8 protein-coding genes, 1 tRNA gene, 2 rRNA genes and 2 pseudogenes (1 of these 13 running past the window's edge) are annotated in these 15,425 nt (G+C 61.2%); 6 read left to right on the top strand and 7 right to left on the bottom strand.

Features of this window, described 5'->3' with window-relative positions; genetic code table 11:
* The 3 genes from JX25_RS12200 to JX25_RS12210 form a co-directional block, all read left to right on the top strand.
* Positions 1-1,942: ribosomal RNA gene (locus tag JX25_RS12200) — 23S ribosomal RNA — on the top strand (it extends 884 nt beyond the left edge of the window).
* A gap of 116 nt (positions 1,943-2,058) precedes the next feature.
* Positions 2,059-2,173, top strand: a 5S ribosomal RNA gene (rrf, locus tag JX25_RS12205).
* Positions 2,174-2,255: 82 nt separating this feature from the next.
* A tRNA-Met gene (locus tag JX25_RS12210) sits at positions 2,256-2,332 on the top strand.
* Here JX25_RS12210 and JX25_RS12215 read toward each other — a convergent pair.
* The 5 genes from JX25_RS12215 to JX25_RS12235 all read right to left on the bottom strand — a co-directional run bounded on the left by JX25_RS12215 (position 2,289) and on the right by JX25_RS12235 (position 9,879).
* Positions 2,289-3,977, bottom strand: coding sequence for a recombinase family protein (locus JX25_RS12215; protein ID WP_128255488.1), 1,689 nt, complete (start codon positions 3,975-3,977; stop codon positions 2,289-2,291). The genes JX25_RS12210 and JX25_RS12215 overlap by 44 nt on opposite strands.
* A 640-nt stretch (positions 3,978-4,617) precedes the next feature.
* On the bottom strand, positions 4,618-5,070 hold the full coding sequence (locus JX25_RS12220; protein ID WP_128255385.1) for a DUF6634 family protein: 453 nt from the start codon (positions 5,068-5,070) through the stop codon (positions 4,618-4,620).
* Between the two features lie 352 nt (positions 5,071-5,422).
* Positions 5,423-7,687, bottom strand: coding sequence for an AAA family ATPase (locus JX25_RS12225; protein ID WP_128255386.1), 2,265 nt, complete (start codon positions 7,685-7,687; stop codon positions 5,423-5,425).
* A 329-nt stretch (positions 7,688-8,016) separates the two neighbouring features.
* A complete protein-coding gene (locus JX25_RS12230; RefSeq protein ID WP_128255387.1) occupies positions 8,017-9,186 on the bottom strand; it encodes a hypothetical protein in 1,170 nt (389 codons plus the stop codon).
* A gap of 156 nt (positions 9,187-9,342) precedes the next feature.
* Positions 9,343-9,879, bottom strand: coding sequence for a hypothetical protein (locus JX25_RS12235; protein WP_128255388.1), 537 nt, complete (start codon positions 9,877-9,879; stop codon positions 9,343-9,345).
* A 122-nt stretch (positions 9,880-10,001) separates the two neighbouring features.
* Here JX25_RS12235 and JX25_RS12240 point away from each other — a divergent pair, with 122 nt between their 5' ends.
* Both JX25_RS12240 and JX25_RS12245 read left to right on the top strand, forming a co-directional pair.
* The gene (locus JX25_RS12240; protein ID WP_128255489.1) at positions 10,002-10,169 is read left to right on the top strand and encodes a ribbon-helix-helix protein, CopG family; all 168 of its coding nucleotides are present in this window, start codon (positions 10,002-10,004) and stop codon (positions 10,167-10,169) included.
* Positions 10,170-10,584: 415 nt separating this feature from the next.
* Positions 10,585-12,489: a DUF927 domain-containing protein gene (locus tag JX25_RS12245; protein ID WP_241557951.1), complete on the top strand. Its 1,905-nt coding sequence runs from the start codon at positions 10,585-10,587 to the stop codon at positions 12,487-12,489.
* 488 nt (positions 12,490-12,977) lie between these two features.
* Here JX25_RS12245 and istB read toward each other — a convergent pair.
* Positions 12,978-13,734 (bottom strand): annotated as a pseudogene (gene istB / locus JX25_RS12250) (IS21-like element ISPve1 family helper ATPase IstB).
* Positions 13,731-15,170 (bottom strand): annotated as a pseudogene (istA, locus tag JX25_RS12255) (IS21 family transposase); the annotation flags it as partial. The pseudogenes istA and istB, both read right to left, overlap by 4 nt.
* Between istA and JX25_RS12260 the strand changes: the two are divergent.
* Positions 15,164-15,394, top strand: coding sequence for a zinc-binding dehydrogenase (locus JX25_RS12260; RefSeq protein WP_128255389.1), 231 nt, complete (start codon positions 15,164-15,166; stop codon positions 15,392-15,394). The pseudogene istA and the gene JX25_RS12260 sit on opposite strands and share 7 nt — an antisense overlap.
* Positions 15,395-15,425 lie beyond the last annotated feature (31 nt).

Below are 15,425 nucleotides of genomic sequence, written 5' to 3' on the forward strand. Positions count from 1 at the left end.
CACTGCATGGATGATGGGGGCCCACAGCCTTACTGAGTCTAAGCAAACTCCGAATACCGCAGAGTACTATCCGGGAGACACACGGCGGGTGCTAACGTCCGTCGTGAAGAGGGAAACAACCCTGACCTGCAGCTAAGGCCCCTAATTCGTGGCTAAGTGGGAAAGCATGTGGGACGGCCAAAACAACCAGGAGGTTGGCTTAGAAGCAGCCATCCTTTAAAGATAGCGTAACAGCTCACTGGTCTAGATAAGCTGTCCTGCGGCGAAGATGTAACGGGGCTCAAGCCACGAGCCGAAGCTCAGGATGCATAGCGATATGCGTGGTAGCGGAGCGTTCTGTGATATAGAACGCTGTCTGTTCTGCCTTCGGGCAGCGCAGACAATGTTCTTTCTGTGAAGCCGGGCTGTAAGGCATCCGGTGGAGAGATCAGAAGCGAGAATGTTGACATGAGTAGCGACAAACAGGGTGAGAGACCCTGTCGCCGAAAGTCCAAGGGTTCCTGCTTAAAGCTAATCTGAGCAGGGTAAGCCGGCCCCTAAGGCGAGGCCGAAAGGCGTAGTCGATGGGAACCAGGTTAATATTCCTGGGCCAGGAGGAAGTGACGGATCTCGAGGGTAGTTCGTTCTTATCGGATTGAACGGGCTGCTTAGAGGTTCCTGGAAATAGCCCTCCATGAGACCGTACCCTAAACCGACACAGGTGGACTGGTAGAGAATACCAAGGCGCTTGAGAGAACCACATCAAAGGAACTCGGCAAAATACCTCCGTAAGTTCGCGAGAAGGAGGCCCCACGTGCACGCAAGTGTGTGTGGGGGGCACAAACCAGGGGGTGGCGACTGTTTACTTAAAACATAGGGCTCTGCGAAGCCGTAAGGCGACGTATAGGGTCTGACGCCTGCCCGGTGCTGGAAGGTTAAAAGGAGGGGTGCAAGCTCCGAATTGAAGCCCCAGTAAACGGCGGCCGTAACTATAACGGTCCTAAGGTAGCGAAATTCCTTGTCGGGTAAGTTCCGACCTGCACGAATGGCGTAACGATCTCCCCGCTGTCTCTGATGTGGACTCAGCGAAATTGAACTGTGTGTCAAGATGCACACTTCCCGCGGTTAGACGGAAAGACCCCATGAACCTTTACTATAGCTTCGCACTGGCATCAGGATTGTGATGTGCAGGATAGGTGGTAGGCATCGAAGCGGGGACGCCAGTTCCCGTGGAGCCATCCTTGAGATACCACCCTTCGCACTCTTGATGTCTAACCGCGGTCCGTTATCCGGATCCGGGACCCTGCGTGGTGGGTAGTTTGACTGGGGCGGTCGCCTCCCAAATTGTAACGGAGGCGCGCGAAGGTTGGCTCAGACCGGTCGGAAATCGGTCGTTGAGTGCAATGGCAGAAGCCAGCCTGACTGCAAGACTGACAAGTCGAGCAGAGACGAAAGTCGGCCATAGTGATCCGGTGGTCCCAAGTGGGAGGGCCATCGCTCAACGGATAAAAGGTACTCTGGGGATAACAGGCTGATGATGCCCAAGAGTCCATATCGACGGCATCGTTTGGCACCTCGATGTCGGCTCATCTCATCCTGGGGCTGGAGCAGGTCCCAAGGGTATGGCTGTTCGCCATTTAAAGAGGTACGTGAGCTGGGTTTAGAACGTCGTGAGACAGTTCGGTCCCTATCTGCCGTGGGTGTAGGAGACTTGAGAAGAGTTGCCCCTAGTACGAGAGGACCGGGGTGAACGAACCACTGGTGGACCAGTTATCGTGCCAACGGTAGTGCTGGGTAGCTATGTTCGGACAGGATAACCGCTGAAGGCATCTAAGCGGGAAGCCCCCTTCAAAACAAGGTCTCCCTTGAGGGCCGTGGAAGACCACCACGTCGATAGGCCAGAGATGTAAGTGCGGTAACGCATTCAGTTGACTGGTACTAATTGCCCGATAGGCTTGATTTGATCCAGAAAAAGCAGGATCAAAAGCAAACACCGACTTGAACAAGCGACATGAAAAACCATGTCCCTGATGTTGTGAAACCTCCCTGGCTCCCGCCAGGGAATGGGTTCTTCTCCGGTTTGGTGGTCATAGCACGAGCAAAACACCCGATCCCATCCCGAACTCGGCCGTTAAGTGCCGTCGCGCCAATGGTACTGCGTCTTAAGACGTGGGAGAGTAGGTCACCGCCAAACCTGAAAAGAACCCAATCTCTCAGAACAAACCCTCACAAGATCAAAAAACAGCGCCGCACAAAAATAATCGCAGCGCAAACGTCGCGGGATGGAGCAGCCCGGTAGCTCGTCAGGCTCATAACCTGAAGGTCGCAGGTTCAAATCCTGCTCCCGCAACCAGAAATTCTACACTTTCATCAACCTCCCGTAACTGGGAGGCTTTTTGATGTCCGGACATCAGGTCCAGATCAAGACTCATCACCAAGATCCCTGCCAGGTCGCCGTGCAGCGTCAGTTCGAGCTGGCTGCGCTTGCCCGACGTCGCCACCGGTGTCGCCACGATCCGGTCGATCAGGCCCCGGATCGCCTCCCGCGCCTCGCTCTCCCGATCCGGGTCCGACAGTCCGGTGATCAGTCCGCGGATACGGTCGTGGTAGGTGTCGGCCATCTTCGGATGAATCCGCACGGTGGCGGCCCGGGCAGGGGTCGCGGCGACGTCCCGCTCCAGCTGCTTCTGCCGGATCTCCAGCTGTTCCATCTTCGCCTTGATCCGGTCGGGCGGCAGGCCGGAGAGCAGGGCGTTCACCAGCGCGTCCTGCTCCTTGATGACCTTCTGCAGCTCCTTCTCCTTCACCGCGCGGTCGTCGGTGTGGCGTGCCGCTAGGCGATTGCGCTCGGCGATGTATTCCTCCGCGAAGACCTTTACGAGGTCCGGATCCATCAGCCGATCCGACAGGGCGATCAGGATCCGGCCCTCCAGCTCCTGTCGAGAGATGCCGGTGCGGTTGCTGCAGACGGACGTGCCCTTGTTGCGCGAATTGCTGCAGCCGAAGCGATCCTTGGCGATGGTGGAGAAGCCACCGCCGCAGCACCCGCATTTGACCAGGCCCGTGAGCAGGAAGCGCGGCTTGCGCCGTTCCCAGGCTTCCTTGTCGGTTTGTTCGATCTTCCGGCCCTGCTGACGGGCCTTCACATCCTCCCAGACGGTCTGGTCGATAAGGCGCAGCTCGGGCACCTCCGTGATGATCCAGGACGCTTCGGGATTGAGGCGCGGCTGCCGTTTGCCGGTCTGTGGGTCTTTCACGAATTGCTGGCGGTTCCAGACCAGGCGGCCAATATAGATCTCGTTGTTCAGAATGCCGGTGCCGCGCTTGGGATTGCCGTGGATGGTGGATTTGTCCCATTTGCCCGCACGGGGTCCCGGAATGCCTTCGCGGTTCAACTGATCGGCGATCCGGCCCGGCGACATCCCCTCGGCATAGGCGGTGAAGATACGCTGCACGATGGCAGCCTCCTCCGCGTTGATCTCACGGTCGCCCCGCCGGATCTCCCCGTTCTCGCCCATATGGCGCAGGACGGTGTAGCCGAAGGCATTGCCGCCGCCGGACTTGCCCTTCTCCACACGGCCGCGCAGGCCCCGGTGGGTCTTGGCCGCGAGGTCCTTGAGGAACAGTGCATTCATCGTGCCCTTCAGGCCGATATGCATCTCGTTCACCTGACCGTCCGCCAGCGTCAGGATGGTCACGCCCGCAAAGGACAGGTTCTGGTAGATGGTGGCAATGTCGGCCTGGTTGCGCGAGATCCTGTCGAGGGCTTCGGACAGCACGAGGTCGAAGCGACGATCGCGGCCGTCCCGCAAAAGCCTTTGAAGACCCGGGCGCAGGATCATGTTCGAACCCGACAGTCCGGCATCCTCATAGGTGCCGACGATCTGCCAGCCCTCGCGCAGCGCGCGTTCGCGACATAGCCGGATCTGGTCCTCGATGGAGGCGGCATTCTGCAGGTCGGTGGAATAGCGAGCGTAGAGGGCCACGCGGATGGTCATGGGGAAATCTCCGCTTCGCGCGGGGGAGGGAAGTCAGTCACTGCCGTGTCTCTGCTCACTGAGGTGATCGGCGCGAGCGGCATCGCGCGCCAGGGCTCGGACCAGGGCGAGCAGGTGATCCCGAGGGTGCGATACCTGCCGAGTCCCGGCAAGGGGCGTGCCGGGGGTGTCGGCCAAAGTAGCCATAACACAGGAGCCGGGAGATACCGACGGGACGGCTGCCGCTTGCGCGGCACCCTCCTTGTCGGCATTCTTTCTCCGGTCTCGCGCCATGGGCCGAGTTGCTCCCTGCGCCGCAGGGCAGGGCCTGTCGACGTTTGCTGATGATGATCCTGGGTGCGGGCGGTCCCGCGGCTGTTCAGATGATCATACGGCATGGGTGAGGCTCTCTAAGCTGGAAACACGGATCTCTGGGCTCGTGAATGTGGATAACCTGCCTGAAAAGCGGAAATCTCATTCTTCATAGGGTGGCCGAGAGACAACGTCGGGTCGCTGGATGATGCGATGACCGCATTCCGATGGCTGTCGGGGTGATTGCCAAGCACCGCAGAACCTCGGGGGCGAATTATCCGGATTTTTTTGCCGCGTTCGCGAGGGCAGGGTCAGATGCCCCAAGGCTGACTATCCAGCGGCAAGGCTGTCATCGATGGCCGTCTTTGTCGGCGCGGCCTCGCGCCTGGCGATCGTGCGCGTCCATCTCTCTGAGCCACTCGATATAGACCTCCAACCGACGTTCGATTTGTGCGCGGTCGGGCGGCAAGAACGGCGCGAGGTAAGGATGGGCGCGATGCACATGTCCCACCCGCGGATCGTGGTGCTGGAGTCGATACCAGCGCGACACTGTTCGGACCCAGCGTCCGTCGGGATCGAGAGCAATGACGGGTGAGGTGATGATGGCCTTGTCCCCCAACGTCGGATGGCCGCACACGTTACCTTCCAGCACCAACTCGCCGAAGACATTGATCTGCGGCCGCCAGAGATCGAGCTCCGGTGCGTGTTCCAGGTCTCCGGCGGACGGACCGACTTCGGCGGCGATGATCGAGATGAGGGCGCGATCAAGCCAGGAGCGCTCATGTGCGGACAATACTGTCATGTCGTTCTCCTGTATCGAGGGCAGGTGTGCGTCGTTCTGAAACAAATCGGACTGCAAGACGCGCGCATGGGTTGGCAGTCATGGACCATCGACACTCGGTCGACGGCGAAGGATTTTGTCTGGTGGATCTTCCCAGTCTTTGTTCTTTGTTTTTTGTTCTTTCTCGTCTTCTCTTCTTTGTGCCGGGGGAATGGAGTGGGCGGCGGATGGGACCCGCCGCAAGGAGTGCGGCTTTTGGTCTTGGGTATTTGAAAGGCGGCTCCGCCGCTCTTCTTCGTTTTTGTCTTTTTGTTCGGTGGTGACGGGTTCGCTGTCGCGGGCGAACGCCCGGGGCTGGCGCAGTTGTCTGCATCTATCGGGATTGCTGCGCGACGCGCGTGCGTGGGTCTTCGTCCGGTGCTGTAGGGCGCAGGCGCGCGAGCCAGCTTCGGGCTTCGGCCTGATCCATATCGCGCGTGGTGATCAGCGCTTCGGCCATCTTTTCCAGAAGGGGGCGGTGAAGGGCGAGGATCTGCGTTGCGCGTTTCTCGGCATTCTCGAGTTCGCGCCTGACCCGGAATAAGGCATCGGAGTCGTGCGCCAGAAGTGCCTCGGGGTCTGTGTTCCAGACCGGGCCATATCCTCCCAGCCCATAGCGCATCTGGATCCCGGAGGCGATGGCCGTCGCCATGGCCAGATCAGAGTCCGGACCACCTCCTGCTCCGGCGGAGACGTCGCCCATCACTAGCCGTTCCGCAGCGCGCCCCGCCAAAAGTTGCGCCATCCGGTTCTGCATGTCGGCGAGCACGCCATGTTTGGCGTCAGTATCGAAAACGGTTCCGCCGCCCCCGTCGCGATCCAAGTAGACCCTCTTTACGGGACCAAGATCCAGCGCGGCGCAGACGATGGCGTGGCCGCATTCATGGAGGGCGACGCGGCGATCGATTGCCGGATCATGTGTGAGGCGGAACACGTTCCGTAGATCATTGATGACGAGATCTCGCTTGGCCCCGCGGGCGGCGGCCCGTGCCTGGCGGATGACGGCGTCGACATCCGCTGCCGAGCACCCCACGGCACGGGCGGCAAGATCACGCAGGTCAGCTTCGGTCCAGTCCGGCAGACAATGTCGGAACACGCCATAGAGTGTATCAGCGTCGGGCAACGGCACGGAGACCTTCATATCGATCCGGCCCGCGCGCAAAACGGCTGGATCGATCATGTCGGGATTATTGCACGTGCCAACGACCACAACGCCCTCCGCGCGCGCGATTGCGTCCATCTCCGCCAGAAACGCATTGATCACTTGGGTGCGATAGCTCCGGTTGTGCTGATCACGGTCTTCGCGCGAGCCTACCGCATCGATCTCGTCGATGATCAGCACGGACGGTGCCTTGTTGCGCGCCTCGGCAAAGCTTCTGCGCATCTCGCGCAGCATATCGCCCAGATGGCCCGCAGCCTGCCAAGCGCCAAACGTTCCGGTGACGACGCTGAACCCCGCCGAATTGCCCATGGCGCGGGCAATCCAGCTCTTGCCAGTGCCGGGCGGGCCATACAGCAACAGCGTTCGCGTCAGATCGGCCCACGCGACCGCACCCGCCTTCCATGCGCGCAGGTCGCGCACGATCTGACGCGCCGCCCGCAGCGCAGGCGTATCGCCGTGAATGTCTTCCAACCAGGGGCCGTCCTCGGCGATGCGTGGAACTGCCGTAAGGGCGGCGACCCGTTCGGCTACTGCTTTGGCGGTGGGCGCTCTCATGGCGAGGCTCAGGGACAGCGCATCGAGGTTTGAAAGCGCGGCATCGTTGGTCAGGACATTGCGCACCGCTGCCTCGTCGATCCGACCTGTCGCACTGTGCGTGGCGCGCAGGGCGGCGATCAGGATGTCCACTGACAAAGGCGCAAAGATCCGGCGTTGGACCGGCGCCTGCTGCGGGATTGTCAGACCCTTGGCTTCCTCCGGCAGCAAGATCAGGATCGGGGCGCGCATATCGACAGCCCGCGCGAGATCATCCGCAAATGCGGCCTCCGCGCGTTCCGAAACCTTGCCGTTCATGGGCTCGGGATTCAGCACTAGCAGGTATGGCTTATCCTGCGGGAGACGGCCCAATGACATGGCCGGTGACCAGCCCGTCGGCAACAGGAGCGGCAGCAGCTTCTGCAGCATGTGGATGAGATCAGCCGGAACGCGCTCAAATACGGTGATCGCACCCGAAGCCAGCATGGCATCGCGATCCGGAATATCGCCAATGCTGGCGACCAGGCGCAAAAGCGGGATAAGCTTGCCCGACGGCAACCGGATTCGGGGCTGCGACGTGCCATCCGACGCGGTCGCTGCGGGATCGCCGCTGGCATCGGCGATGGCGTCGTGTTCCTCCGGGGAGATGTTCTGCGCCGTCGGACTGCGGTTCAGCTCATTGAGTGCGGCCGACCCCGGAGGCGACATTGTGGTCACCAAGAGTTCGGGCAGGTCCATGTCGTCCGGGTCGAGGGACGGATCCCAAGCAGGCGTCAGCCGGGCCGCCAAGTCGGCCTGCAAGTTGTTGATGGCATGATGTGCAAAGGGAAGCCAGATGGGTGAATTGGGGGATCCGGAATTGGACTCGGAGTTGCTGGGCGTGATTGAGGTTGTCTGGGTCATGGCGGGACTCCGGGTGTGATGGGGCAAACCATCCGGCGTTCCGGATGGCGATAAGGGGGGCACGGCGGGAGGTCTTATCCCACGCGGTGAATGGCGGCACCGGTGTCGTATCTGGGGCGAACGAAAACCCGGAAGCCTCGTAGGCTCAGCTCTGTTCAGGCCGATGGGATCCGGAGTCCGGGACGCGCGCCGCAGATCGCTCCGGCAGTCCGGCAGCCTGGCTTGGCCTCCGGATCACGGAAAGATGCGGCTCCGGCGCGGGTTCTCAGGGTCATCCGGATCCGTCGGCATAGGGTCAGCCGTGATCCGGAAACACCGGGCCGGCGGCCTTATCCGGGGCGGCCCGGATGGCGGCGCAGCATCGGAGAGCGATCCCGCGGTGAGGTCCTAGGCAGCGGCTTGCGCCGGGCGCGGGTTCGCGCCGGAATCCGGCGGGCCGATACGGTCAACGGATGCGCCTTCAGGTTGTCCGGCATGGCGTCCGGATCGGTGGGGCCCGCTGTTCGCGACAGAGTGGAAACAAGATCCGGACCCCGGATGCGGGCCGCATCCACGATATCCGCCTCGATCCGGTTGAGATTCTCATGGAGGAGGGGCAGGCTCTCAGGCCTATAGACCTCGGACGCGACATTCATCAGATCCGCGTATTCCGGATGCGGAACGAGGGACTCCGGATGGGTGCGCCGAAGGTCCGCATGGGTAGCCTTCTCGCGGGCACAGGCTTCATGTCCGGTGGGCATCGCCACGACCCGGAGGACCTCGACAACTGCCTCTTTCGGTAACCCGAGCTGGTGTTTGTGTCTCTTCAGGGGATGCGCCGAATACCCGAGCTTAAGAAAGTGTCTTCCCGTTCCAAAGTGGCGGATGTCGAGCAAGTAGATAAAGGATGGCTTGGCAGTCCAGGATTGCCCGCAGCCAGAGCAATCGCATTGCCCCCACTTCATGTTCCCCACCGCGATACGCTGTGTGTGGCCGCATGCGTGGAGATAATGGCGATACGATGCATTGCCCTTGAGGTCGCGCCCCAGGCGCGTCCAGCCGAACCTCTGGGCCTCGGCGTCTTCACGCGCGATGAGACAAGCGTCGCAGCGGGCCGCCACTTCGCCCAAGGCCATGCGTTCAACGAACTTGAACTGCCGACGTGACTCATGGCCACAGGGCAGCCCATAGCGGCCGTAATGCCGATGAGCAGTATCCCGTCCAAGCCAGATCAAGCCAGCGGTCAGGGCTGTCTGACGCCAACGGGCCTCGATGCAATGCGGGCACAAAGGTTGCGCAGACATGACAACCGAATGGCGCGCGGCATGGACCCCGCCGCAGGCATGGCAGCGCAGTGCGACATGAAGGCGATCACGGACGCGGGCGATCAGGTCGAAGCCTTTGCCGCGCGCCGCCTGGGTCCAGTGCTCGTGGATCGGACCCGGATGAATGACAAGGGGGAGTTCAGAAATCGAAAGCAGGTTCGGGGACGCATTCGAGGTGAGGATGGTCTTGGACATGGAAAGTCCTCCTGAAAACAGGATGAGGGGAAGCTGGGGGCGTGGCAGGCACACGAAGGGCGCGGCCGGATACCCCTGACAGAAGGAATGGTGTGGGCGCACAGCGAGATCGCCTGCTATGTGCAGCAGGCAAATGCTGTCAGGTCTGCAGGATGGTCAGGCGGTGGGGGCCAGCATGGTCTCGGGCGCGTCCGGCTCCGTCGTGCAACAGTCCGCCTCAACCGTGTCCATGATATCCGCAAGAGCCCCAAGGGCATGCAGATGGTGTTGAAACGACGCGACCATGAGATCGACGCGCCGTGCAACGGGGCCATTGCTGGCGCATCGAAAGGCATGGGGAAAACGGTCGGGCAAGAGGAGAATATCTCGGACATGCCTCGGGCTATCACTTTCGATCACCATCTGTGCCACGGCAGCGCAGCGCCGGAGAGGCAGATCTTCAGCGCGACGGATTGGTGCACCACGCAGGCTGGCGATCGCGTCCAAAACGTGGGTCCGGGCGTGCTCGGCATCGCGAATCCACATGTCGCACGCTGGATCCCAACTACCACAATGCTCGAGGTCGCGCTCCGCTTCGACATAGGCGGAGAGATTGCGCATCATGGCGCCAAACAGAACAGTGACGGGGGAGGGGCGAAACGATGGCGCCGCTTCCGAATGGCGCGGCGAAATGATAAGCGTGTGAATAGCCATGAGTGATCTCCTCGAAAGATCTTTATGGTTAGGGCGGGGCAAGAGGGTAGGATCTCTTGTCTCTGCCCGCACAATATGTGATATTGCCATTTCAATGTCAACATCATAATGGCAATATTGTTATGGCACCCCCGAAAAAAGATACGGAAGCTCTTACGCTCCGTCTCTCGCGCGATCTAATAGAGGCTATAGATGAGCGCCGCCGCGATGAGGCAGATCTACCCACTCGCCCTGAGATGATCCGCCGAGCCTTGATTGAATGGCTGGAGATGAAAACCCAGAAAATCTGAACCGGGTAGGATACTCTATACTTTCGACGAGTGACTTCGAGTTTGATGGTAATTCCGGCGCCTGGCACGGGAGTGCAACGTCACAGATAAATTCCCCGCCGGATCCTAGGTTCACAGCATGTTCTGTTCTGGGCCGTTGGACCAGTTGGATTCTCGGACCGCTACCGCGCCACAGTCCATATCCGCGCCACCTTGCATCCCCAGCCCGGTGCAACAGGTCCAACAGGTCCAACGGACCAGTAACCGGCAGAGGGAAATTCTCCAGATTTTCTGACTTGCGATGCCCGCCGCCTCCCGTGTTCGTCGGCTCATCGCAATTGCGCACCCAGGTTGTCCCCAAAATTCGCACGTCCGAGGCCGTTGTCCACACTATCCCGCAGCGCCGACGCTGACTTGTATCCCGTCATGGAGGATCATGTCGGAGATGGCGCAACGCTGCGTTCTATTTGGAAAAACGATGCCGGATCATAATTCTATCGACGAGCAGGCGCGCGAAGCGCATTCCGAGACCGTGACCACGTCCACCGGGGCCGAGCGGATCGCTCCCTTGGAAACGGTTCCAGAAGAGACGGTCGATCCTCGGTTCGACCCCCTTCATCAGGACCCGGATATCGCGGCTTTTCTGGTCACTATGCGCGAGGAACTCCCGCCGTTCTGGACCCATCTTCCCCGCGAGCAGATGCTGGGGTATGGCGGCATGGATGATGAGTGGGTGCCGATGTGCGGCCCGTTGCGCGTCGAGGCTTTGATCCGCGACGGCGAGGGTCAGCACTGGAGCCGCCGTATCCGCTATCTCGATCGCGACGGACATCTGCGTCGCGAAACCATCTCCGAGGCCGATATCCTTAACAGGCCGCGTAGCGTTTGTGCGCAGCTGATCTCGGCGGGGCTCGCTATCGAGGGCAATCGTACTGACATCATTCAGTTGATCCGTAAATGGCCCGTGGATGCCCGCCGGATCCTGTCGGTGTCGCGTCCCGGCTGGTTGGAGGAAACGGGTGCGGAACCCGCGTATTTGTTGCCGGACGGCAGACTGATCGCGGCGGATGCGCAGCGTGACGACGACATCGAGCTGACCCACGCCCGCAGCGCGGTCCCGCCGTCAGGGTCATTGGAAGGATGGCAAGCCACCGTGGGTCGTATGGCTGCTGACAACCCTGCGCTGATCAGTGCCATCTGCGCGGTTCTTGCCGGTCCCCTCCTGAAATACGCCAGGCTCGAGACGCTGGGGACGAACCTTCACGCCTCGACGAGTTCGGGAAAGACCACCGCTTTGATTGCCGCGCAAAGCTGTATCGGCCCCCCGCAACTCGATCGCTGGAATGCGACGAACACCGCGTTGGAGCTTACCTGTCAACAGGCCCACGACGGCGCGTTGATGCTGGACGAGTTTCCGGCCCAGCCATCACCCGCCATTATCGAAGCCCTCTATATGATCGGCAACGGCACGGGCCGCGGGCGCGGCAACTGCAAGCTGATGCGCGAGGAGACGATGCGTTGGCGGACGGTTTTGCTCTCGACCTCGGAGAAACCAATCGCCCAGATCCTGGCCACCGCCCGGATCCAGATGCCGGAAGGGATCGGCGTCCGCCTGATCGATATTCCCGCGCGGTCATGGGAGTTCGGTCTCTTCAAATCTTTGCACGAATATGGTTCGGGGCATGCCTTTGCCGAAGCTCTTCAGGCAGGGGCCAGAGAGCACCACGGGCATGTCTTGCCGGCATTCGTTCGGAGCGTTGTCGCGAGGCACAGGTTGATGGAGGAGACCTTGCCCCCGATGATTACGCGCCTGCGCACCGCGATGCTGGCGGCGATTGGGTTGCCCGCGAATGCGAAAGAAGGGCCGGTGCTGCGCGTTCTGACCTGTCTGGCCCTGGTCGCGGCCGCCGGTGAAATCGGCAGCAGACTCGGCGTTCTGCCCTGGCGGAAGGGCATGGCGGCGGAGGCGCTGGTCGAGATCGCGACGATCTGGCACCGGGCCTATGCCGCGCGTCCGCCCTCGACCGCGGAGTCCATGGCCGATCGTCTGGTCGGATACCTGCGCCGCAACTGCCACCGCCTGTGCCCCCCCGGAGCCGAGCCGGATCCGGACGCCATTGGCTGGTGTGATGCACGCTGGATCTACCTCGGCATGGAGGCCTTCCGGACGGAGATCGCGGACGGCATGGCGGCCAGCCTGGCGGTGAAGCTGCTGGAGGATTCGGGGCTGCTGGTTCCCGGAGGTGAGCAGAGGTCATTTCAGTATCGCCTTCCCCGACATGTCGATCCGGACAGGGCACGGGTCTATCGTCTCGACAGGCAGAGGATTGAGGATCGATAATCTTGTGGGCGGTGCATCCAACCAATGACGGGGACGTTTATTGTGGTGGTTTCCGAGCCGCCTCGGCCGGGCATCGCGGCATCATTTGATGTCGAATAATATCGCTCATAGGTTCTCTGCCCTTCAATTATAGAAGGGCCTTCGGTCTTGCCCTGCCAAAGCTATCTTGGCCTCCCAGACGTCAGGCGACACGTGAAACGCCTTTTACAAAGCTCGATAATATGGGGGTAGGGGCATTTCATCATGTTATCGAGCAATATAAGTGACCTGCCACAGGTCTTTCACCCATCTGCAACCGCGGGCCGTGGTTATTTGCGCCGATCGTCCCGATTGTCAACGGCGGCGCCAAAGTCGGCCACGGCGGCGGAGCAAAACCAGGCCAGTTGGTGAGGGTGTGCGCCATGGCGCGAGGGCTTCCCACATAGCCGGCGCGTGCCATGGCGCACCGGCCCGTCAGGTCCAGTCGGTAACAGGTATCTGGATGGCGATCAGCGCCGTTTACGGGCAGTGCTGTTGGCGAGGCGGTAACTTTCGCCGTTCATCTCGAGGATGCTGACGTGGTGGGTCAATCGGTCGAGGAGTGCGCCGGTTAGACGCTCGGAGCCGAATGTTTCAGTCCATTCATCGAAGGGCAGATTGCTGGTGATCAGGGTCGATCCGCGCTCATAGCGCTGCGAGATCAGCTCGAACAGCAATTCGGCACCCGTCTTCGACAAAGGAACAAAGCCGAGCTCGTCGATGACGAGAAGCTTGTAACCCGCCATTTGCTTCTGGAAGCGCAGCAGACGGCGCTCATCGCGGGCCTCCATCATCTCGCTGACCAGGGCTGCGGCGGTGGTGAAGCCGACGAGAAAGGCCCTTCTGGCAAGCGGCCAGCCCGATGCCGAGGGCGACATGGGTCTTGCCGGTGCCGGACGGGCCGAGGGCAATGACATTCTCACGACGTTCGATCCATTCGCACCGGGTCAGCTCCAGAACCTGCATCTTGTTCAGCTTCGGGATGGCCGCAAAGTCGAAGCTGTCCAGGCTTTTGACGGCTGGAAACTTCGCAGCCTTGATGCGGCGCTCGACCATCCGCCGTTCCCGATCGATCAGTTCGAGTTCGACAAGCCGTGCCAGGTATCGGACATGGTCCAGCCCTTCCGCCGCGCACTGGCGGGCAAGCTTCTGATGCTCGCGCAGGAATGTCGGCAGCTTCAGCGCCTTGAGGTGATGGGCGAGCAGGATTTCCGGGGCATCACTCACGCCGCATCCTCCGCGTCGCCCGACAGCAGCCGCATGTAAGACCCGGCTCTGGTCTTTTCGACCGTGGCCTTCGGCAGGTAGGGATAGAAGTCGAGGTCCAGTCGTGGTGGTCGGCGTTCCACCCGGCATAGGAGAAGATGCTTCACCGCATCGAAGCTGAGCGCCCCCATCCGGAGAGCCTGGAGAACTGCCGCACGCACGTCTGCCAGATCGAAGGCCTCCAGGAGCCGCAGGACCTGGACATATTCGCGCCGACCCTGTCGGTTCATCCGCACCTCCAACAGGCGGCGCAAGGTGGCGAACTCCTCCGGCAGGTCCCAGCCCTGCAACGGGGCCGCCTGATCCAACGCGTTGATCTTCTACTCGATCAGCGGAAGGTAATGGATCGGGTCGAAGACGAACTCATCGCGATTCCAGCATCGGGGATGGCGGGCGATCACCTCTCCCCGGCAGCCGATCACCACCTCATGGATATAGCCCCGGATCCAGACATCCTGATGACCGTGCGCGACCGGCACCGAGTAATCATTGGTCTTGTAGCGCACGAGCGATTGCGACGAGACACGACCGTTGTCCTGATCGCAGGCCTCGAACGCCGCCGCCGGGAGGGGGCGCATCGCAGCAAGGTCACGCTGCAATCTCTCCGCGATCGTCTCGCTTTCGCCGCGCAGGATAGCGCGTTGGCGCTTGCGGCATTGTTCTTCCAGCCAAAGGTTGAATGCGTCCCATGTGGCAAACTCCGGCATCGGCACCATGAAGTTGCGCCGCGAATAGCCCACCAGACCTTCGACATCCCCTTTGTCGTTGCCCTTACCCGGACGGCCGTAGCGATCGCGGATCAGGTAGTGCGACAAGAACCCGCTGAACAGCGAGGCACGCTTTCTGGTGCCATCCGGCAGGATCTTCGCCAGAAGGCACCGGTCGTTGTCGTAGAGCACAGACTGGGGAACCACGCCGAAGAACGCAAAGGCATGGATGTGGCCATCCACCCAAGCCTCGGCCACTGCTGCAGGATAAGCCCGGACGTAACAGCCATCGCTGTGCGGGAGGTCCAGCACGAAGAAGTGCGCCTTCTGCTCGACACCGCCGATCCGGACCAACGCCTCGCCGAAGTCGGCCTGAGCGTGGCCCGGCGGATGCGACAGCGGCACGAACACCTCCTGGCCTCGCCGCTCACGTTCCCGGATGTAATCCTTGATGATCGTGTAGCCGCCGGTAAAGCCATATTCCTCGCGAAGCCGGTCAAATACCCGCTTCGCCGTATGCCGTTGCTTGCGCGGCATGCTCCGGTCCGCCTCCAGCCAACCCTCGATGATCGGGATAAACGGATCGAGCTTCGGGCGCCGGACCTCGATCGTCCGACGGTAGCCCGGCGGAACCGAAAACGACATCATCTTCCGAACCGTGTCCCGCGAAACGTTGAATACCCGTGCCGCTTCGCTTTCTGGGCAAGCACCTGACGATCCGGGGCTACGAACTGTTCGAGATCACCGCCGATGATGCAAAGTGCGGATGCGCGAAGAAGTTTCTCACTGCAGGCCTGACGTCTGGGAAGCTTTGGGCAAAGATTGACCAAGTGTTTGAGGCCACCGAGATAGCAGCTGCCCCTGAGCATCTTGAAAGCAACACGCAGGTCGGGAAGGTTGTCGTACGCGTTTGACAACGACTGACAACGACTTCCCGCCTCGGAC

This window comes from Falsirhodobacter deserti, from assembly GCF_004015795.1.
GTDB classification, from domain to species: Bacteria; Pseudomonadota; Alphaproteobacteria; order Rhodobacterales; family Rhodobacteraceae; genus Falsirhodobacter; species Falsirhodobacter deserti.

What these genes read in the sequence shown, in the direction of transcription:
- JX25_RS12215 (WP_128255488.1), bottom strand. Translation starts at nt 3,977, where the DNA reads ATGACCATCCGCGTGGCCCTCTACGCTCGCTATTCCACCGACCTGCAG.
- JX25_RS12220 (WP_128255385.1), bottom strand. Translation starts at nt 5,070, where the DNA reads ATGACAGTATTGTCCGCACATGAGCGCTCCTGGCTTGATCGCGCCCTC.
- JX25_RS12225 (WP_128255386.1), bottom strand. Translation starts at nt 7,687, where the DNA reads ATGACCCAGACAACCTCAATCACGCCCAGCAACTCCGAGTCCAATTCC.
- JX25_RS12230 (WP_128255387.1), bottom strand. Translation starts at nt 9,186, where the DNA reads ATGTCCAAGACCATCCTCACCTCGAATGCGTCCCCGAACCTGCTTTCG.
- JX25_RS12235 (WP_128255388.1), bottom strand. Translation starts at nt 9,879, where the DNA reads ATGGCTATTCACACGCTTATCATTTCGCCGCGCCATTCGGAAGCGGCG.
- JX25_RS12240 (WP_128255489.1), top strand. Translation starts at nt 10,002, where the DNA reads ATGGCACCCCCGAAAAAAGATACGGAAGCTCTTACGCTCCGTCTCTCG.
- JX25_RS12245 (WP_241557951.1), top strand. Translation starts at nt 10,585, where the DNA reads ATGTCGGAGATGGCGCAACGCTGCGTTCTATTTGGAAAAACGATGCCG.